The 19,672-nt window shown below is 64.2% G+C and carries 17 protein-coding genes; 6 read left to right on the top strand and 11 right to left on the bottom strand.

Annotation, left to right across the window (positions count from 1 at the left end):
• Positions 1 to 154 precede the first annotated feature (154 nt).
• Positions 155 to 532, top strand: coding sequence for a response regulator (locus tag U873_RS0132265; RefSeq protein WP_025132190.1), 378 nt, complete (start codon positions 155 to 157; stop codon positions 530 to 532).
• Between the two features lie 9 nt (positions 533 to 541).
• Here U873_RS0132265 and U873_RS0132260 read toward each other — a convergent pair whose 3' ends face one another.
• From U873_RS0132260 to mexE, 7 genes are all read right to left on the bottom strand, one after another.
• Entirely contained in the window at positions 542 to 2,212 is a 1,671-nt protein-coding gene (locus tag U873_RS0132260) for an ATP-binding protein (RefSeq protein WP_025132189.1), read from the bottom strand.
• The gene (locus U873_RS0132255) at positions 2,209 to 3,711 is read right to left on the bottom strand and encodes an ATPase domain-containing protein (RefSeq protein WP_025132188.1); all 1,503 of its coding nucleotides are present in this window, start codon (positions 3,709 to 3,711) and stop codon (positions 2,209 to 2,211) included. The genes U873_RS0132260 and U873_RS0132255 overlap by 4 nt, the downstream gene beginning before the upstream one ends.
• A 140-nt stretch (positions 3,712 to 3,851) precedes the next feature.
• Entirely contained in the window at positions 3,852 to 4,907 is a 1,056-nt protein-coding gene (locus U873_RS0132250) for a tetratricopeptide repeat protein (RefSeq protein ID WP_025132187.1), read from the bottom strand.
• A 73-nt stretch (positions 4,908 to 4,980) separates the two neighbouring features.
• Positions 4,981 to 5,880 (bottom strand): bestrophin family protein, encoded by a 900-nt coding sequence (locus U873_RS0132245; RefSeq protein ID WP_025132186.1) that lies wholly within the window; start codon positions 5,878 to 5,880, stop codon positions 4,981 to 4,983.
• Between the two features lie 798 nt (positions 5,881 to 6,678).
• Complete coding sequence (locus U873_RS0132240) at positions 6,679 to 8,100, bottom strand: efflux transporter outer membrane subunit (protein WP_025132185.1); 1,422 nt, start codon at positions 8,098 to 8,100, stop codon at positions 6,679 to 6,681.
• Positions 8,097 to 11,276, bottom strand: a complete 3,180-nt coding sequence (locus tag U873_RS0132235; protein WP_025132184.1) for an efflux RND transporter permease subunit — start codon at positions 11,274 to 11,276, stop codon at positions 8,097 to 8,099. The genes U873_RS0132240 and U873_RS0132235 overlap by 4 nt, the downstream gene beginning before the upstream one ends.
• Before the next feature lie 15 nt (positions 11,277 to 11,291).
• Positions 11,292 to 12,545, bottom strand: coding sequence for a multidrug efflux RND transporter periplasmic adaptor subunit MexE (mexE, locus tag U873_RS0132230; RefSeq protein WP_025132183.1), 1,254 nt, complete (start codon positions 12,543 to 12,545; stop codon positions 11,292 to 11,294).
• Positions 12,546 to 12,859: 314 nt separating this feature from the next.
• Here mexE and U873_RS0132225 point away from each other — a divergent pair, with 314 nt between their 5' ends.
• The 5 genes from U873_RS0132225 (at position 12,860) to U873_RS0132205 (ending at position 17,674) form a co-directional block, all read left to right on the top strand.
• Positions 12,860 to 13,303, top strand: a complete 444-nt coding sequence (locus U873_RS0132225; protein ID WP_025132182.1) for a CopD family copper resistance protein — start codon at positions 12,860 to 12,862, stop codon at positions 13,301 to 13,303.
• Between the two features lie 105 nt (positions 13,304 to 13,408).
• Complete coding sequence (locus U873_RS0132220) at positions 13,409 to 14,752, top strand: coproporphyrinogen III oxidase (RefSeq protein WP_025132181.1); 1,344 nt, start codon at positions 13,409 to 13,411, stop codon at positions 14,750 to 14,752.
• 135 nt (positions 14,753 to 14,887) lie between these two features.
• On the top strand, positions 14,888 to 15,682 hold the full coding sequence (locus tag U873_RS0132215) for a CbbQ/NirQ/NorQ/GpvN family protein (protein ID WP_025132180.1): 795 nt from the start codon (positions 14,888 to 14,890) through the stop codon (positions 15,680 to 15,682).
• 123 nt (positions 15,683 to 15,805) lie between these two features.
• A complete protein-coding gene (locus U873_RS0132210; RefSeq protein ID WP_025132179.1) occupies positions 15,806 to 16,246 on the top strand; it encodes a cytochrome c in 441 nt (146 codons plus the stop codon).
• Positions 16,247 to 16,249: 3 nt separating this feature from the next.
• The gene (locus tag U873_RS0132205) at positions 16,250 to 17,674 is read left to right on the top strand and encodes a cbb3-type cytochrome c oxidase subunit I (protein ID WP_025132178.1); all 1,425 of its coding nucleotides are present in this window, start codon (positions 16,250 to 16,252) and stop codon (positions 17,672 to 17,674) included.
• Between the two features lie 272 nt (positions 17,675 to 17,946).
• Here U873_RS0132205 and U873_RS0132200 read toward each other — a convergent pair whose 3' ends face one another.
• From U873_RS0132200 to U873_RS0132185, 4 genes are read right to left on the bottom strand one after another with little or no spacing between them, the layout of a single operon-like run.
• Positions 17,947 to 18,315 carry a Mor transcription activator family protein gene (locus tag U873_RS0132200; protein WP_025132177.1) on the bottom strand — a complete coding sequence of 123 codons (369 nt, stop codon included), beginning with the start codon at positions 18,313 to 18,315 and terminating at the stop codon, positions 17,947 to 17,949.
• Positions 18,312 to 18,764 (bottom strand): gp16 family protein, encoded by a 453-nt coding sequence (locus tag U873_RS0132195; RefSeq protein WP_081818745.1) that lies wholly within the window; start codon positions 18,762 to 18,764, stop codon positions 18,312 to 18,314. The genes U873_RS0132200 and U873_RS0132195 overlap by 4 nt, the downstream gene beginning before the upstream one ends.
• Entirely contained in the window at positions 18,761 to 18,979 is a 219-nt protein-coding gene (locus U873_RS36810; protein ID WP_157838134.1) for a hypothetical protein, read from the bottom strand. The genes U873_RS0132195 and U873_RS36810 overlap by 4 nt, the downstream gene beginning before the upstream one ends.
• Positions 18,976 to 19,671 (bottom strand): DUF2786 domain-containing protein, encoded by a 696-nt coding sequence (locus U873_RS0132185; RefSeq protein WP_025132175.1) that lies wholly within the window; start codon positions 19,669 to 19,671, stop codon positions 18,976 to 18,978. The genes U873_RS36810 and U873_RS0132185 overlap by 4 nt, the downstream gene beginning before the upstream one ends.
• Position 19,672: the final 1 nt, after the last annotated feature.

Genomic DNA, 19,672 nt, shown 5'->3' with positions numbered 1-19,672 from the left:
TTCGCTGGCAAGCCAGCGCCTACGGTTGGCAGGGAATGCGTGGATATTTGTAGGAGCCGGCTGGCCGGCGAATTCGCGAAAAGCGTCACGCAGACGCAACCTCTGCGTGACCCAATGGTCGTAACAGCAGCAATTGACCGAACAAAGGTTTTCCATGAGTGAAGATGCACAAGACGTCGTACTGATCGTCGAAGATGAACCCGTGATCCTGATGCTCCTGGCCGACTACCTGTCGGGCCTGGGCTACTGGGTGCTGCAGGCCGAAAACGGCGAGCAGGCATTCGAGATCCTCGCCAGCAAGCCGCACCTGGACCTGATGATCACCGACTACCGGCTGCCGGGCGGCATTACCGGGGTGATGATCGCCGAACCGGCGGTCAAGCTGCGCCCGGATCTCAAGGTGATCTTCATCAGCGGCTACCCCAACGAGATCCTTGAATGCGCCAGCCCCATCACCCGCAAGGCGCCGATCCTGGCCAAACCCTTCGACCTCAACAGCCTGCACGAACAGATCCAGCGGTTGCTGGCCTGAACCGGGCCCTCAGTCGCGGATCATCTCCCGCACCTTGGCGGTCAACAGGTCGAAGGTGAAGGGCTTGGTGATCAGTTGCATGCCGGGGTCGAGGAAGCCGCCACGCACGGCGGCGTGCTCGGCGTAGCCGGTGATGAACAGCACCTTCAGTTCCGGGCGGATCTGCCGCCCGATCTCCGCCAGTTGCCGGCCGTTCATGCCCGGCAGCCCGACGTCGCTGATCAGCAGGTCGATGGGTTGCGGTGAATCGAGGATCGGCATCGCGCTGCGTGCGTCGGCGGCCACCAGAAAGGCGTAGCCCAGCTCGCTGAGTACCGCGCTGACCAGCACCCGCACTGCCGGGTCATCCTCGACAATCAGCACGGTCTCGCCGTTCTGTGCGGCCAAGGGTTGCTGTGTCTGTGGGTCCTCGTCCTGTTCCAGGGCGCCGCCAAAACGCGGCAGGTAGAGGCTGACCTCGGTGCCACGGCCAACCATGCTGTTGAGCGAGACGTGGCCGCGGGACTGTTTGCTGAAGCCGTAGATCATCGACAGCCCAAGGCCGGTGCCCTGGCCGATGGGCTTGGTGGTGAAGAAGGGGTCGAACACCCGGTTGATGATGGCCTCGGGCATGCCGCAGCCATTGTCGCTGACCCGCAACAGCACATAGTCGCCGGGGGCGAGATTGTCGTGGGCCTCGGTAAAGTCCGGGGCCAGGCGCTGGTTGAGGGTCTCCACCAGCAGGCGGCCACCATGGGGCATGGCGTCCCGGGCATTGAGCACCAGGTTGAGCAGGGCGCTTTCCAGCTGGTTCGGGTCGGCCTCGGCGACCCACAGCTGCGGATCGAGCTGCATGTCCAGCTGGATGCTTTCGCTCAGGCTGCGCTGCAGCAATTCGCCCATGGACGCCACCAGGGCGTTCATCTCCACGGGCTTGGAATCCAGTGACTGGCGCCGGGAGAACGCCAGCAGCCGATGGGTCAGGCCGGCGGCGCGGTTGGCCGAGGTGACCCCCAGGTCGATCAGGCTGTCCAGGTCTTCGGTGCGGCCCCGGGCCAGGCGCCGACGCAGCAGTTCCAGGCTGCCGATGATGCCGGTCAGCATGTTGTTGAAGTCATGGGCGATGCCGCCGGTGAGCTGGCCCACCGCTTCCATTTTCTGCGACTGGCGCAGGGCTTCCTCGTTGTGCCGCAGTTGCGCGGTGCGCTCTTCCACTTGTTGTTCGAGGGTTTCCAGGGTTCGTTGCAGGCGCAGTTCGCTTTGGCTCAGGTCGATCAACCGGTCCCGGGCTTCGTACTGCCGACGGCGGCCGCGCAGGGCGGCGCTGACCAGGCTGATCAGGGTCGCGGGATGGAAGGGCCGTTCAAGAAAGCTGACGTTGCCCAACAGTGGGCTGAAGCGTGACGCCGGGTTCTGCTCGGGGCCGCCGTGCTGGGTCAGCAGCACGATCGGCAGGTCCGACCAGGCAGGTTGCTGGTCCAGATGGCGCAGCAGGGGTTCCAGGTCCGCCCCGCGCAGGGCTTCGGCGGCGATGATCACCAGGCCTGCGCCTTGCTCCAGAGCCTCGCACAGCGCCGGCAGGTGAGGGGTGACCAGGCTGCGAAAGCCGGCTTCGTCGAGCATCGTCTGCGCCAGTTGGCTGTCACGCCCGTGGGGCGTGAGCACCAGGGTACGCTCGGCGAAGGCCAGGTCAGTGCTCATTGCCCCTCGTCCCCGAGCAGCGGTTTGCCCTCGCCGAGGTAGGTAGGCACACCCCGCAGCACGCCCTGGAAGGCTTCCAGGGGTTCGCCAATGGTCAGCCCGTGGCCGCTGATGCGGTACTCGCGGATGGTCGACTCATGGCTGCCGGTGCGTTTCTTGATGATCGAGATGGCCCGGCGTACCTTGCCCAGGGCCTCGAAGTAGCGCAGCAGGATCACCGTGTCCGCCAGGTAGGTGATGTCCACCGGGGCCTGCATGTCGCCCACCAGCCCATGCTGGGCCACGGTCATGAAGGTCGCCGCACCCTGGCGGTTGAGGTACAGCAGCAACTCGTGCATGTGCAGCACCAGGGCGTTTTCCTCGGGCATGGCGGCCTGGTAGCCATTGATGCTGTCGATCACCACGGTCTTGATCTGGCCCAGGTCGACACAGCGCCGGACCCGATGGGAAAACTCACCGGGCGACAGCTCGGCGGCGTCCACCTGCTCGATCAGCAGGTTGCCCGAAGCCTGCAGTGCCTTCAGGTCGATGCCCATGTTGGCCATGCGCTCGAACAGCAGCCCCAGCTCTTCGTCGAAGATGAACAGCGCGGCTTTCTCGCCCCGGGCCACGGCTGCGGCGGCGAAGATCATCGAGATCAATGATTTGCCGGTGCCCGCAGGGCCGAGGATCAGGGTGCTGGAGCCGGTCTCGATGCCACCGCCGAGCAGCGCATCCATTTCCCGGATGCCGCTGGTCAGGGTCAGGCGTTCGTAGCGGCCACGGTGCTCGGCGGCCACCAGGCGCGGGAACACGTGCACCCCGTCGCCCATGATGGTGAAGTCATGGAAGCCGCCGCGGTACTTCTGGCCGCGGTACTTCACTACCCGAATGCGCCGGCGCTCGGCGCCGTAGCTGGGGGTCAGTTCCTCCAGGCGGATCACCCCGTGGGCCACGCTGTGCACGGTTTTGTCCAGGGATTCTGTGGTCAGGTCGTCCAGCAGCAGGACGGTGGCGTCATAGCGCACGAAGTAGTGCTTGATCGCCAGGATCTGTCGTCGGTAGCGCAGGGAGCTCTGGGCCAGCAGGCGGATTTCCGAGAGGCTGTCGAGCACCACCCGGGTCGGCTTGACCCGTTCCACCACCTCGAAGATCTGCCGCGTGGCTTCCCCCAGCTCCAGGTCCGAGGAGTACAGCAGGCTTTGCTGATGCTCGGCATTGAGCAGGCTTTCCGGTGGGGTCAGCTCGAACAGGTGGATATTCTCATCCAGCTCCCAGCCGTGGGATTGCGCGCCCTGGCGCAGCTCGCGCTCGGTTTCCGAGAGGGTGATGTACAGGCAGCGTTCACCGGCCTGGGCGCCGGCCCGCAGGAATTGCAAGGCCACGGTGGTCTTGCCGGTGCCGGGTTCGCCTTCCAGCAGGAACACGTGGCCGCGGGACAACCCTCCGCTGAGGATATTGTCCAGGCCTTCGATGCCGGTGGCGGCTTTGGGGTTGAGCAACGCGGTTGAGGTCGACAATCAATGCCCTCGCACAATGGGTCCAGTTGGCCAGCGACGGCGCGAACGCTTTGCCATCGCTGCTTGTTCACTTGACCGTCGGCGGCGAAAGCGGTTCAACCTTTTATCCAGGGGGCGCTGGCGGGCAGGGCGCAGGGGGCTTATAGCCCCTGCTGCAACGCCGGGTCATCGGGGTTCTGCTGTTCCAGCTGAGCCAGCAGCACCTGGACATTCTGCAACTGGCCGCTTTCCTTCCAGTAGTTGATCAGCAGCACCCGTGCCTTGCGGTTGTAGGGCTGGCGCTGGACGATTTCCTCCAGCTGCTTCTGTGCGGCTTCCAGTTCTTTCTCGCTGTACAGGGTGGTGGCCAGGTCATAGCGGTAGGCGGCGTTGTTGGGTTCCAGCTCCACCGCCCGGGACAGGCCCAGCAGCGCGAACTCCCCCTGGCCGTGGTGCAGCAACCAGAGCCCCAGGGCATGTTGCAGGTAGGCCGAGTCCTGCTGGGCCTGCAGCTGCTTGGCCAGCAACTGGCGGGCGGCGTCGCTCTGGCCCTGCTTGTCCAGCACTTCGATTTGCAGCACCACCGCCTGCAGGTTGTCCGGCGCCAGGCGCAAGGCCTGTTCCAGGGTCTGCTGGGCCTTGATCAAGTCGGCGTTGTGCAGGTACAGGCGCGCCAGCTGGTACTGGGCCTCGACGTTGTCGCCCTGGGTCTTGAGCACTTGGGTGTACTCGTCGATCACCTGCTGCAACGGGCCGAAGTACAGCCCCTGGTCATCGGGCGACAGCCCCAGCAGGGCATCCACCGCGGCAAAGCGCACGCTCTGTTCTTGATCATCGAGCAACGGGCCCAGGAGCAGGCTGCGCTGGCCGCTGGGCACCAGGCCAAGCACGCTCTTGATCGCCGCCTTGCGGACCTCGGCCGAGGGGTGCAGGAGGTCGGCGTCCGCCAGTTTCAGGGCCTGGGGGCTGGGGTAGTTGGGCAATACCGCCAGCAGGCGGATGCGCTGCTGGTCGCTGAGGTCGGGCCGCCCCAACTGCTGATAGAGCACCCGTGCCGCACCAGGCTGGCCGGCGCGGGCCTTTTCCAGGGCCTGGCCATAGCCGTGCTTGATGGCCTCGGGAACCGCTGGCGGGCTGCTGCGCAGGAAGCTCCAGGCGAGGGCCAGGACGATGACGACAAGCAAGCTGAGCAGCAGGTAGCGGCGGGGCTGGGTCATGCAGGAATCCATGGCTGACGACTTTTTGAAGGCGCAAGCTTCGGTCAGGAACCGGCCCGAGTCAAACCCCGGCTCAGGTCAGGACGAATTCCTGCGGGGCCAGCGGCGGTGGCAGTTCAGACTGCCCCAGGGCCGCCAGGACTTCGCGCTCCAGCCCGCGCAGCAAGGCGCTGCAGGGCAGGTCGTTGTCGTCGTAGCCAAAGGGGTCTTCCAGATCGTTGCCGATCTCGTCCAGGCCCAGGAAGGTGTAGCTGATGATGGCGGTGAAGATTGGCGCCAGCCAGCCCAGGGGCTCGGCCATGGCGAATGGCAGGATGATGCAGAACAGGTAGATGGTGCGGTGCAGCAGCAGGGTGTAGGGAAAAGGCAGCGGGGTGTTCTGGATCCGCTCGCAGGAGGCCTGCACCAGGCTCAGGCTGACCAGCCGGGTTTCCAGCTGGGTGTAGCGCCATTCACTGATCAGCCCTTGCCCGGCCCATTGCGAACAGCGTTGGCCGATGCGCTGCAACTGGGCATCGGTGAGGTTCGGGTGGCCGGGGTCGAGGCTGGCCTGGGCCCAGGGGCGCAGGGCGGCGGCCTCGTCTTCATGGCGCAGGCGGGCGATCAGGCTGTGGGCGAAACCGCACAGGTCCCGCAGCAGGCCCTCGCGCTCCGGATTGCCCTCGATCACCAGGCTTTCCCGGATCAGCGAACGCACTTCGATGATCAGTTGCCCAAGTTGCTTGCGGCCTTCCCACCAGCGGTCGTAGCAAGCGTTGTTGCGAAAGCTCATGAAGATCGACAGCGACAGCCCCAGCAGGGTGAAGGGCGTGGCGTTGACCTTGGAGAAATAGCTCGGCTCCAGGGTTTCTATCAGCACGATGGCCGAGGCCAGCAGGGTCACCAGCGCGCAGCGCCAGGCAATGCGCTTGGCGATCGAACCCTTGAGGGCGAAGAGGATGCTGATCAGGTTGGGCTTGGGACGGACAATCATCGGGGATGGGCCAGGGCGACTACACGGCGGGTGAAGATTAGGAGCCTGCCGGCGGCCTGTCCAATCGCTATGCCCGACTACATGATCGACGGTCTCTATCACCACGCCAGCTCCTACGGCTGGCAGGGAATGTGTGGATATTTGTAGGAGCCGGCTTGCCGGCGAAGAGGGCCTTGAGTCGTGTGGTGTTCTGGCGGACGCCTTCGCTGGCAAGCCAGCTCCTACGGCTGGCAGAGGGAATGTGGGGAGATTTGTAGGAGCCGGCTTGCCGGCGAAGAGGGCCTTGAGCCGTGTGGCGTTCTGGCGGGCGCCTTCGCTGGCAAGCCAGCTCCTACGGCTGGCAGAGGGAATGTGCGGATATTTGTAGGAGCCGGCTGGCCGGCGAAGAGGGCCTTGAGTCGTGTAGCGTTCTGGCGGGCGCGTTCGCTGGCAAGCCAGCTCCTACGGTTGGTAGGGAGTGCGTGGATATTTGTAGGAGCCGGCTTGCCGGCGAAGAGGGGCTTGAGCCGTGTAGCGTTCTGGCGGGCGCCTTCGCTGGCAAGCCAGCTCCTACGGCTGGCAGAGGGAATGTGGGGAGATTTGTAGGAGCCGGCTTGCCGGCGAAGAGGGCCTTGAGTCGTGTGGCGTTCTGGCGTGCGCCTTCGCTGGCAAGCCAGCGCCTACGGTTGGCAGGGAATGCGTGGATATTTGCCGGCGAAGGCGTCCGCGAGACGAGCAAAAAAAAGCCCCGCGACCGAATGATCCACGGGGCTAAACATTGGTTGGTTGCGGCCAACCAAAGGAGCTCGTTGCAAATCCTTACTTGCTGGCCAGCGTGTCCGGCTGCCAGCCGCCACCGAGGGCCTTGTAGATGGCGACGATGCCGCGGTACTGGTCGACCTCGGCCTGGGCCTGGCTGTCTTCGGCGGCCAGGCGCTCACGCTGGGCGTCCAGCAGCACCAGGAAGTCCACGGTGCCTTCGCGGTAGCGGATCTCGGCCAGGTCGGCGGCGGCGCGGCTGGATTCGCTCTGGCGAATCAAGGAGATCAGCCGTTGCTGGCGCTTGCCGTAGTCGCTGAAGGCGTTTTCCGACTCTTCCAGGGCCAGCAGCACTTGCTGTTCGTAATTGGCCAGGGCGCCATCGGCGTTGGCATTGGCACCCCGCAGCCGGGCTCGGACGCTGCCCAGGTCGAAGGCTGCCCAGGTGATGCTCGGGCCCAGGGCCCAGGCGTTGGCCGCCGAGGAGCCGATCTGCGACCCGCGCCCGGCGGTGAAGCCGAGGAAGCCGCTGAGGCTGACCTTGGGAAACAGGTCGGCCTTGGCCACGCCAATGCGCGCCGTGGCTGCCGCCAGCTGGCGTTCGGCACTGAGGATGTCCGGACGCCGTTGCAGCAGTTCGCCCGGATCACCAATGGGCAGGGCCTTGGCGATCGCCGGCAACTGCGCCGGCGACAGGTCGACGCTCAACTGATCCGGGCGCTGGCCCAGCAAGGTGGCGATACGGTTGCGCTGGCGCACCTGTTCCGCCTGCAGTTGCGGCACGCTGGCCTCCACCGAGGCCAGGCGCGCATCGGCGCGGACCACGTCGAGCTGGTCGCCGACCCCGGCGTCGCGCAGGCTCTCGGTGATCTTGCGCGACTCCTGCTGGTTGTTCAGGTTGGCCAGGGCGATCTTTTCCCGCAGTTGCGCACCGCGCAGTTGGCCGTAGGCGTCCACCAGCTCGGCGATCATGGTCACCTGCAGCTGGTACAGGTCGGCCTCGGCGGCCTGCTGGTCGGCGTCGGTGGCTTCCAGGTTGCGCTGGATGCGGCCGAACAGGTCCAGCTCCCAGGCCATGTCCAGGCCCAGGTCGTAGCGCTCGCTGTTGACCCGCTTGGTGGTCTGGCCGGGGATCTGCCCCTTGGCCAGGTCGCTGCTGGCGCGGCTGGTGATGGTCGGCATGGCGTCATTGCTGGCGTCATCGCGAATCGCCCGGGCGGCCCGCAGTCGGGCAAAGGCCACCCGCAGTTCACGGTTGCCCTGCAGCGACTGGGTTACCAACTGGTTGAGGGTCGGGTCGTCGAACTGCTGCCACCAGATGCCTTCGAAACGTGCGCGGTCGAAGTTCTTCTGCCCGGCGGCGCCATCGGTGGCGGCGCTGATGTGCGCCGCCTCGGTGGTCGGGGTCTGGTAGTCCGGGCCCACGGCGCAGGCGCTCAGGGCCAGCACCAGCAGGCTCGGCAGGAACACTTTGGAACTCATTGTTGCGCCTCCAGTTGCAGAGCGCGGGCGGCCTTGCGCGCCTCGCTGCGCTCCACATAGTTGCGGATCAGTACATAGAACACTGGGGTCAGCAGCAGGCCGAAGAAGGTCACCCCGAGCATCCCGGAGAACACCGCGACACCCATGGCGTGACGCATTTCCGCACCGGCGCCGCTGGAGATCACCAGGGGCACCACACCCATGATGAAGGCGAAGGAGGTCATCAGGATCGGCCGCAGACGCAGGCGGCAGGCTTCCAGCACCGCGGCCAGCGGGTCGAGGCCTTCCTCTTGCTTGTCCTTGGCGAACTCGACGATCAGGATCGCGTTCTTGCAGGCCAGGCCCACCAGTACGATCAGGCCGATCTGGGTGAAGATGTTGTTGTCGCCCCCGGAGACGATCACCCCGGTAATCGCCGACAGCAGGGTCATGGGCACGATCAGGATCACCGCCAGCGGCAGGCTCCAGCTCTCGTATTGCGCGGCCAGCACCAGGAAGGCCAGCAGTACGCAGAGCGGGAAGACGAACAGCGCGGTGTTACCAGCCAGGATCTGCTGGTAGGTCAGCTCGGTCCATTCGTAGGTCATGCCGTTGGGCAGTTCTTCCTTGAGCAGTTTCTCGATCGCCGCTTCCGCCTGCCCGGAGCTGTAGCCCGGGGCCGCTGCGCCGTTGATTTCCGCGGTGACAAAACCGTTGTAGTGCATCACGCGGTCGGGGCCTGCGGTGTCGCTGACCTTGATGAAGGTCGCCAGGGGGATCATCTCGCCCTTGTTGTTGCGCACTTTCAGCTGGCCGATCTGCTCGGGTTCGAGACGGAACTGCTGCTCGGCCTGAACGTTGACCTGGTAGGTGCGGCCAAAGCGGTTGAAGTCGTTGGCATACAGCGAACCCAGGTAGATCTGCAGGGTGTCGAAGATATCGGAGATCGCCACGCCGTGGGTCTTGGCCTTTTCCCGGTCGATGGCAGCATCGACCTGGGGCACGTTGACCTGGTAGCTGGTGAACAGCCCGGCCAGTTCCGGCACGCTGCGGCTCTTGGTGATGACGTTCTGCACTTCTTTATACAGCTCGTCGTAGCCCAGGCCGCTGCGGTCCTCCACTTGCAGGCGGAAGCCGCCGATGGTTCCCAGGCCCTGTACCGGCGGCGGTGGGAAGATCGCCATGTAGGCGTCCTGGATATCCGCGTACTTGCCGTTCAGGGCACCGGCGATGGCCCCGGCGGACATGCTCGGGTCCTTGCGTTCGTCGAAGGGTTTCAGGGTGACGAAGACGATGCCGTTGTTCGGGCTGTTGGTGAAACCGTTGATCGACAGGCCAGGGAAGGCCACCGCGCTTTCCACGCCCGGTTGCTTGAGGGCGATGTCGGACATGCGCTTGATCACGTCTTCGGTGCGGTCCAGGCTGGCGGCGTCCGGCAGTTGGGCGAAGGCCACCAGGTACTGCTTGTCCTGGGCCGGGACGAAACCGGTCGGGGTGTGGGCGAAGCCGAACCAGGTCAGCACCATCAGGCCTGCATAGAGGAACAGGGCGATGCCGCTGCCGCGGATGACCCGGCGCACGGTGCCGACATAACCATGGCTGGCGCGATCGAAGAAGCGGTTGAACGGCTTGAACAGCCAGCCCCCCAGCAGCGTGTCGAGGATCTTCGAGAAGCGGTCCTTGGGTGCATGGTGTTCCTTGAGCAATACCGCGGCCAGGGCCGGCGACAGGGTCAGGGAGTTGAAGGCCGAGATCACCGTGGAGATGGCAATGGTCAGGGCGAACTGCTTGTAGAACTGCCCGGTCAGGCCGCTGATGAAGGCCGCCGGTACGAACACCGCGCACAGCACCAGGGCGGTGGCGATGATCGGGCCGGTCACTTCACGCATGGCGCGCTTGGTGGCTTCCACCGGGTTCAGGCCCAGGCCGATGTTACGTTCGACGTTCTCCACCACCACGATGGCGTCGTCCACCACGATGCCGATGGCCAGCACCAGGCCGAACAGCGACAGGGCGTTGAGCGAGAAGCCGAACAGGTGCATCACCGCGAAGGTGCCGATCAGCGACACCGGTACCGCGACCAGCGGGATGATCGAGGCGCGCCAGGTCTGCAGGAACAGGATCACTACCAGCACCACCAGGATCAGCGCTTCGAACAGGGTGTGCACCACCGCTTCGATGGAGCCACGGACGAAGATGGTCGGGTCGTAGACGATGCTGAAGTCCATGCCCTGCGGGAAGCTCTTCTTCAGTTCGGCCATCTTGGCCCGCACTTCATTGGAGATCTCGATGGCGTTGGAGCCCGGGCGCTGGAAGATCGGGATCGCCACCGCCGGCTGGTTGTTGAGCAGCGAACGCAAGGCGTACTGGCTCGACCCCAGCTCGATGCGGGCGATGTCCTTGAGGCGAGTGATCTCACCGTCGTCGCCGGAGCGGATGATGATGTTCTCGAACTCTTCCTCGGTGACCAGGCGGCCCTGGGTGTTGACCGACAGCTGGAAGCTGGTGGCGGTCGGCGCAGGCGGCGCGCCCAGGGCACCGGCGGCGACCTGGCGGTTCTGTTCACGGATGGCGGTGACCACGTCGGTGGCGGTCAGGTTGCGCGAGGCGGTCTTGTTCGGATCCAGCCAGACCCGCAGCGAGTAGTCGCCCATGCCGAACAGCTGCACATCCCCGACACCGCCCAGGCGCGCCAGCTCATCCTTGATGTTGAGCAGGGCGTAGTTGGACAGGTAGAGCATGTCGTAGCGTTTGTCCGGCGAGGTCAGGTGGACCACCATGGTCAGGTCCGGAGAGGCCTTGTCCACGGTGATACCAATGCGCGTCACTTCTTCCGGCAGCTTGGGCTGGGTGCGGGTCACGCGGTTCTGTACCTGCACCTGGGCGTTGTCCAGGTCGGTGCCCAGGGCGAAGGTGATGGTCAGGGTGATCTTGCCGTCAGCGGTGGATTGCGAGGACATGTAGAGCATGTTCTCGACCCCGGTGATCGCCTGTTCCAGGGGCGCGGCCACGGTTTCACCGATGACCTTGGGGTTGGCCCCCGGGAAGTTGGCACGCACCACCACGGTGGGCGGCACCACTTCCGGGTATTCGCTGATGGGCAGCTGGAACAGCGAGATGGCACCGGCGATCAGGATCAGCAGCGATAGCACCGCGGCGAAGATCGGCCTGGATATGAAGAACTGGGAAAAATTCATCTTGAGAGTCGTCCCTTAACCGCGCGGTGTCGCAGCGGCGAGTTTCACGGCGGGAGCCGCAGCGCCTTTGGCAGGGGGGACCTGCGGCAGGTTGCTGGCTTCCAGCGCTTGGCGTTGTTGGGCCAGGGCGGCGAGGGTTTCCTTGCTGGCCATGGGGATCACTTCAGGCGTGACCGGTGCGCCCGGACGTGCCCGTTGCAAGCCCTTGACGATGATGGTGTCGTCCTTGCTCAAGCCGTTGCGCACGATGCGCAGGCCTTCGATCTTCGGCCCCAGTTCCACGGCGCGGTAGGCCGGCTTGTTGTCGGCGTCCATCACCAGTACGAACTTCTTGCCCAGGTCGGTGCCCACGGCTTCATCGCTGATCAGCATTGCCGAGTAGGTGCCGCTGCCCACCAGTTTCAGGCGTGCATAGAGGCCCGGGGTGTAGCTGCCGTCGTTGTTGTCGAACACCGCACGGCCACGGATGGTGCCGGTCTTGGGGTTGACCTGGTTGTCGACGAAGTTCATCTGCCCCAGGTGCGGGTGGCCTTCTTCATTGGACAGGCCCAGGTACACCGGGGTGGTCTGGCCGCGCTGACCCTGGCGGGCGAGCTGGGTGTACTTGAGGTACACGCGCTCGTCGGCGTCGAAGTAGGCGTAGACCTTGTCGGTGGAGACCAGGCTGGTGAGCGGGGTGACATCGGCGGTCACCAGGTTGCCGGCGGTGATCTGCGCGCGGCTGACCCGGCCACTGATGGGCGCCACCACCCGGGTGAAGCTCAGGTTGAGCTTGGCCACATCCAGTTGCGCCTGGATCGCATCGACCCCGGCCCGGGCTTCCTGGGCGGCGCTGGTGCGGGTGTCGGCCAGTTCGGCGGAAATCGCGTTGCTGGTCAGCAGGCGCTGGCCACGCTGGGCTTCGTTGGCACTGCGGGTGGCGGTGGCGCGGGCCTGTTGCAGTTGGGCTTCGAGGCGGCGTACTTCAGCCTGGAAGGGGCGTGGGTCGATCTGGAACAGCAGGTCGCCTTTCTTCACCAGGGCGCCTTCGGTGAAGGCCACCTGATCGATCTGGCCCGAGACCCGCGGGCGGATTTCCACGGTTTCCGGCGCTTCCAGGCGCCCGGTGAATTCATCCCATTCGTTGACCGGCTGTTCCAGCACCTTGGCCACGCTGACTTTGGCGGCGGGTGGGGCGGAGGCGGTTTCCGGGGCTTTGCCGCAAGCGCTCATCACCAGCACGGCAAGCACGGCTAGTGGAAAACGTAAGAGTTTGACTGACTGGTCCATGGGTACATCCGCCAAGGTAATTTGAGATGGGCGGATGATGCTCGGCAGGGTGATATCTCACGAATCGAATGAAGCGAAGGTAACTATCATTCGGAATGATATAAGACCCGAGCGAGCCCTCTAGCATGCACCTTTCGTTAGGGTGCTATCAATTCCTTCCGACGCAAATATCTATTGCGCCCTGGGTAACATTGCCTTGGGACCAGCCCCATGCCGATTGGTACCGGCAGCGACGATTTACTTGATTGGCATCAAGCGCGCCGGGCAGCCGCAGCGCTAGGCTGGGGTCCGCTCCGGCCATTCATGAGGGGATGATGATCTATCCCGTGCTACTGACCCTGCACCTGTTCGCCGCCCTGATATTTATTGGCACGGTGTTCTTCGAGGTGCTGTTTCTGGAAAGTTTCCGCCGGCAGTTGCCGGCCAAGGTCATGCTGTTGCTCGAGCAGGCCATCGGCCGCCGGGCCCGGCAGTTGATGCCCTGGGTACTGCTGGTGCTGTTCGGCGCCGGCATTGGCATGCTCTGGCTGCGCTACTGGCCGTTGCTGGCGGCGCCTTTGCAGTCATCGTTCGGCACCTTGCTGTCGTTGAAGATCCTGCTGGCCATCAGCGTGCTGGTGCATTTCCTTGGCGCCATGCTGTTGTTTCGCACCGAGCGCATGACCGCCCGCTGGGTGAGCTTCATCCACCGCAGCGTCTTCATTCACTTGCTGGCCATAGTAGTGCTGGCCAAGGCCATGTTCTACATCGCCTGGTAGCCACGGCACCTCACCTGCACCCCGGTCGGGTTTGATGCAGGTCAAGACCCCAGGGCGGTTGCCGGTCGACACTGCGGTTTTGCGGCCCGTCTCGGAGCTTGTGTCATGTTCGAAGTCTTTCACTCTCGCAGCGGGCGGGGCGTGCGGCATGATCCAGGGGCGCTCGATCCCCATTGTCATGTCGAGGAAGGCTGCTTCCACGCCGGCGTCGGCTCCCTGGATGTGCTGCGGGCATTGCGCGCCAGTCGGCAGCAGCCCCGGCCCCTGGCGCTGAACCTGCAACTGCCCGCTACGCTGGCGGCCCCAGGCCAGGCCAGCGAGGCCTACCTGGCTGCCCTGTCCCGGGAAATCCGCCTGGTGACCTGCCACCTGGGCAATGTGTCGGGGGTGGAACAGTTCCACTTCACCGGCGGCGGCCTGGACTCCGCGCCTCTGCAACGGCTGATGGGCCTGCTGCGCGAGCGCTTCAACTTCCTCGACCACGACAGCGGCGACTACAGCGTCGATGTCGACTTGCCCGGCAGCGACTGGGCGAGCATGAAGCGGCTGCGCGACCTGGGTTTCAATCACGTGAGCATCGGCGTGCCGGACAGCGGTTGCGCCTGCGAGGGTGCGCCGGCCCGTCACCAGGACCCGGGACCTATCCAGTCGCTGCTCGACGCGGCGCGTACCTTCGGTTACCGCAAGGTGAGCGTTGACCTGGGGTATGGTCGCGGCTGGCAGACCCCGGACAGCTTTGCCCACAAGCTCTGTTCCCTGGTCGAGCTCGAGCCCGACCGGCTGCAGGTGTTCGACTATGCCCAGCCGCCACGGCGTTATGCCCAGGGGCCGCGGCAAGCCCCCAGCAGCCCGCAGGACAAGGCCCTGATGCGGCGTTTGTGCTTCGAACACCTGCCTCAGGCGGGCTACCTGCATGTTGGCCTGGGGCTGTTCGTGCGCCCCGATGACGACCTGGCCATGGCGCAGGAGCGCGGCGGCCTGAGTCGCAATTACCAGGGGTTCACCCGGCATGGCTACTGCGACCAGATCGGCCTGGGGCTGGGCGCGGTCAGCCGGTTCGATGGGCTGCATGCGCAGAACAGCGAGGTGCTGGGCGATTACCTGGGCCAGTTGCAGCAGGGGCAACTGGCCACCTGGCGCGGCTGGCGTCACCTGGCGGGGGCGCAGATCCGCCAGCAGGTGATGGAGCGCCTGGCCTGCGACCTGGAACTGGATGTGCGAGCCATAGAACGGCGCCATGGCCTGGTCTTCCGGCAGTTCTTCCCGGGTGCCTGGCTCCGGCTCGAGGCCATGAGTCGCGCCGGCCTGGTGGCGTTGCGGGAAGATTTCATCAGCATCCTGCCGGCCGGGCGCCTGGAGGTGGATGCCATCTGCCGGCTGTTCGAGCAACCGACGCAGCCGTCGCCGGCGTCCAGCCTTGACTGGCTGGACCACGACACTCGCCGCTGACAGCGGGGCGGGGCAGGTGTGCCGCAGCATGGCGCGGCGCGCTTGATCGCGATCAAGTTTGCTCAGCGCGATGCTTGCCGGGTTGCCGCCGGGGCTCTTAGCGTGACCGCCAACCCGTCGCTATCCAGGTATCCCATGGACCTTTCCGAACCCCGCTGCGAACCCTTCTACCAGGCTCAGGGCAATGAGCCGCTGCTGTTTGAACACGCCTGGCGCCACGGCCTGCCGCTGCTGATCAAGGGCCCGACCGGCTGTGGCAAGACGCGTTTCGTCCAGCATATGGCCCAGCGCCTGCAACTGCCGCTGTACACCGTCGCCTGCCATGACGACCTGAGCGCCGCCGATCTGGTGGGGCGTCACCTGATAGGTGCCGAGGGCACCTGGTGGCAGGACGGCCCCCTGACCCGGGCAGTGCGCGAGGGCGGCATCTGCTACCTCGACGAAGTGCTGGAGGCGCGCCAGGACACCGTGGTGGTGTTGCATCCCCTGGCCGACGATCGCCGCGAGCTGTTCCTGGAGCGCACCGGCGAGGTGCTCAAGGCTCCGCCCTCGTTCATGCTGGTGGCCTCCTACAACCCCGGTTACCAGAACCTGCTCAAGGGCATGAAGCCCAGCACCCGGCAGCGCTTCGTGGCCATGCGCCTTGGCTACCCGGACGTGGCGCAAGAGGAGCAGATCGTCCGCCGCGAGGCCGGGGTCGATGGCGCCCTGGCCAGCCAGTTGGTCAGGCTCGGCCAGGCCCTGCGCCGGCTCGACCAGCATGACCTGGAGGAGGTGGCCTCGACCCGCCTGCTGATCTTCACCGCGCGCCTGATCGGTGCCGGCATGGACCCGCGCCAGGCCTGCCTGGCGTGCCTGGCCGAACCCCTCAGCGATGACCCGGTGACCGTCGCGGCGCTGATGGATGTGATCGATGTGCACTTTTCCTGAACCGGGTTCGGCACCCGCAGTGGCAATACCCGAGTAAAACTATCGGGCTTTCTTGATTGTCATCAAGTCGCTCTCGACCGCGCGCTTTCTATCATGGCCACGCCAAGCAATGAGGACGCGAGCATGTCAGAGACCTTCACCAAGGACATGGCCAGGAACATCTATTTCGGCGCAAGTGTGTTCTTTTTCCTGATCTTCCTGGCCTTGACCTATCACACCGAACAGACCTTTCCCAAACGCAGCAACCAGGCGCAGTTGACCGAAGCGGTGGTGCGCGGTAAGACGGTCTGGGAGCAGAACAACTGCGTCGGCTGCCACACCTTGCTGGGCGAGGGCGCGTATTTCGCGCCGGAGCTGGGCAACGTCTACCAGCGTCGTGGCGGCGAGGAGGGGTTCAAGCCCTTTATGCAGGCCTGGATGAAGATGCAGCCGCTGGGCGTGCCCGGGCGCCGGGCCATGCCGCAGTTCAACCTGAGCGAGCAAGAGGTCGACGATATCGCCGAATTCCTCAGGTGGAGCTCGAACATCGACACCAATGGCTGGCCGCCAAACAAGGAGGGCTGAGTGATGAGCATTGCCAATCCACATCTGAAATTCGCTTCGCAGGCCGTGGCCAAACCCTACTTCGTGCTGGCCCTGATGCTGTTTCTCGGACAGGTGCTGTTCGGCCTGATCATGGGCCTGCAATACGTGATCGGCGACTTCCTGTTCCCGGCCATTCCGTTCAACGTGGCGCGCATGGTGCACACCAACCTGCTGATCATCTGGCTGCTGCTGGGCTTCATGGGCGCGGCCTACTACCTGATTCCGGAGGAGGCCGATCGCGAGCTGCACAGCCCGAAACTGGCGCTCCTGCTGTTCTGGGTGTTCGCCGTGGCCGGGGTGCTGACCATTCTCGGCTACCTGCTGGTGCCCTATGCGGGCCTGGCCCGGCTGACCCACAACGAGCTGCTGCCGACCATGGGCCGCGAGTTCCTGGAACAGCCGACCATCACCAAACTGGGCATAGTGCTGGTGTGCCTGGGGTTTCTCTACAACATCGGCATGACCCTGCTCAAGGGCCGCAAGACCACGGTCAGCATGGTGATGATGACCGGCCTGATCGGGCTGGCGGTGTTCTTCCTGTTCTCCTTCTACAACCCCGCCAATCTGGCCCGGGACAAGTTCTACTGGTGGTGGGTGGTGCATCTCTGGGTGGAAGGCGTGTGGGAGCTGATCATGGGTTCGATGCTGGCCTTCGTGCTGATCAAGATCACCGGCGTCGACCGTGAAGTGGTGGAGAAATGGCTGTATGTGATAGTCGCCATGGCGCTGATCAGCGGGATCATAGGGACCGGCCACCACTTCTTCTGGATTGGCGCGCCGCAGGTCTGGCTGTGGCTCGGCTCGATCTTCTCGGTGCTGGAGCCGCTGCCGTTCCTGGCCATGGTGCTGTTCGCCTTCAGCATGGTGCGCAACCGTCGACGCCAGCACCCCAACCGCGCCGCCACGCTGTGGGCCAAGGGCACCACGGTCACCGCGTTCTTCGGGGCCGGGGTCTGGGGGTTCCTGCACACCCTGGCACCGGTCAACTACTACACCCACGGCACGCAACTGACCGCGGCTCATGGTCATCTGTCGTTCTACGGGGCCTACGCGATGATCGTCATGACCTTGATCAGCTACGCCATGCCCCGCTTGCGCGGGCTGGGCGAGGCGCCCGATGAGCGTGCCCAGACCCTTGAGGTCTGGGGGTTCTGGCTGATGACCCTGTCGATGGTGATGATCACCCTGTTGCTCACCGCCGCCGGCGTGGTGCAGATCCTGCTGCAACGCTGGGCCGAAGACGGCAGCGCCTTGCCGTTCATGTCCACCGTCGAGCACTTGCGCGGGTTGTTCTGGGCGCGCCTGGTCAGTGGCCTGGGGTTCATGGCCGGGCTGCTCTGCTACCTGTCGAGCTTCCGTCAGCGTGGCCGCGCGGACCCGGCGGCGGTCCGGGTGGTGCGCTCCTGAGGCCGGCGGTGCCGACACAACGCGGCCCGGCTGCACGCTGGGCCGCTTCCTGCGGGGTAGGGGAGGAGACGCCCGAATGGCCTTTACGTGTTTAGGACTGAGATAAATACAGGGAGAGGTGTGAGATAAACCCGAGACACTCCGGGATCTGATGGTCCATGGTGGTACGGGAACTGTAAATGTGTTGCAGCAGGTGCAATAAGGTTTGGCCCCGGCCATTGCCAGGTGATCGGGGCTCTAGGTGGAAGGTTAGCTCCCTTTGCCGCTGGTAACTACTCGTCATCCTCTTCAAAGGACGCGAAGAGATCACCTTGGTCACGAGCAATTACTGCCAGCCGCATTCTCTTAACGACCTTGTAGACAAACGCCAGGGAGAGATTGTATTTCCTGGCAAGCTCTCGCTGGTTACGCCCTGTGCATTCATCAAAGAGTTGCTGATGTAGTTTCGAGGCCTGCAGGTGGATGCCTTTGGGCATGTAAAGAACCTGCCCACCCCAGACATTTGCCATGAGCATCGCCACTTCACTGCCATGTGCTTCCGCGAGTTCAGGGCTGACATCAAGTGTCTCCCTGGCAGACTGGGCCACATGGTCGGCTAGGGTCTGGAGGAGTTCACCCGGTGCGCTACAGGGCGCTTTCATACGACCTCCTGGCTGGTCACACGGCGCTGCCACTGCTTTAGGTTCTCAATCACACGGCTCGCCTGGGCGACGTTGAGCCACTGCAGCGCAGACACCTTGGTCATGCTTTTTACGAAGTTGGCCAGAGCCTCTTCGGACGGATCGCGAACCGCGCCCAAGTCGTGCAGCTCCAGCCATAACGACCGGATCTTCCGGGACTGCTCATCGTTGGCGCGTGGCCGCGTTCCTACCTTGTTTGGACGGGGCTTGAAACCCAGCTGCTTGAGCTGCTCCAAAACCCTCTGCAGATTTGGAACACTCAGGTCAGCGGTCGATGTAGCGCCTTCCAATCCGACCATGCCGGATAGCATCAGGCGATAGGTGTCGTCATCCATGCGCAGCTCACGCCGCGCAACATGGATCAGCTTGATATAACGCAGCCTGGTCAGGTTGTTGGGCGCAGTGCTCATCCCCATCCTCCGCGTTCCATCAGTTCAATAGCAGCCTGTTGAGGGTCTTCGATATCGCCGTAGGACAGCTCACGAACGAAGTCTTCCAGCTCGCTCATATGGTGAAGGGCGTTTCCTGAGGACCAGGCCGCAACGCGCAGCCCGCCAATCTCTCGCGGAATAGAGTTGCCCATTCCTTCCACTACCAAGGTGTCATAGCTCTGTTTATCGCTCATCTCGCCCCCCCCACAGTCAAACGTGCCAATGGCCGATGATTCACCGCGTGGTGCAGTTGAGCTGAGCGACCAGCCTGGTACCCGGCGTCTCCGGCTACTTCGTCTCGGGCCTTAAGTTTGCGACGTTTCATCTTGGCTTGGCCGAGGTTCGGGTATTTCTTGGCCATGTAGGCTTGAATCGCTTCAGCGATGTTGTCCTCGACACCGGCAAACAGTTCCACCTTGGCTGACACGGCATCGATCCAGCCATGGGCGAATGCATCGCCACGGGCTACCTTGGTGGCGCGCTTACAGCGCTTCTGCGTGGCGAGAAAATCACGGCGCCCCTTCTGCAGCTGGCGTTCCAGTACCTGATATGCATAACACGACAATTCGGGCACTGCCCCACAGCCGATGAAGGTGAACGATGCGCTTTCAAAGCATGACGTCTTGATAATGAAGTGAGCGCCAAATGCCTCGGCACAGACATGGGCTAAGCGTACCCGCCAGGCTGGTGGGTCGCTTTCGGAACCGGCTGCCACCTTGACCTCTCCGGCCATGCTGGCGAGCACATCCCCCATCTCCAGGTTGTAGGCTTCCATCATTTTGTGAGCCTGACGCAGGGCAATCTCCGCTTCATTTGGGTTAGAACCCTTGCCCTTGGCCATCTCCAAGCACTTCTTGATCTTGTCGAGAATGCGGTCCTGGTCCATT

This window comes from Pseudomonas sp. PH1b, assembly GCF_000633395.1.
In the GTDB taxonomy this organism is placed as follows: domain Bacteria; phylum Pseudomonadota; class Gammaproteobacteria; order Pseudomonadales; family Pseudomonadaceae; genus Aquipseudomonas.
The sequence above is the reverse complement of the archived record's forward strand: the minus strand, read 5'-3'. Positions and strand labels throughout refer to the sequence as shown.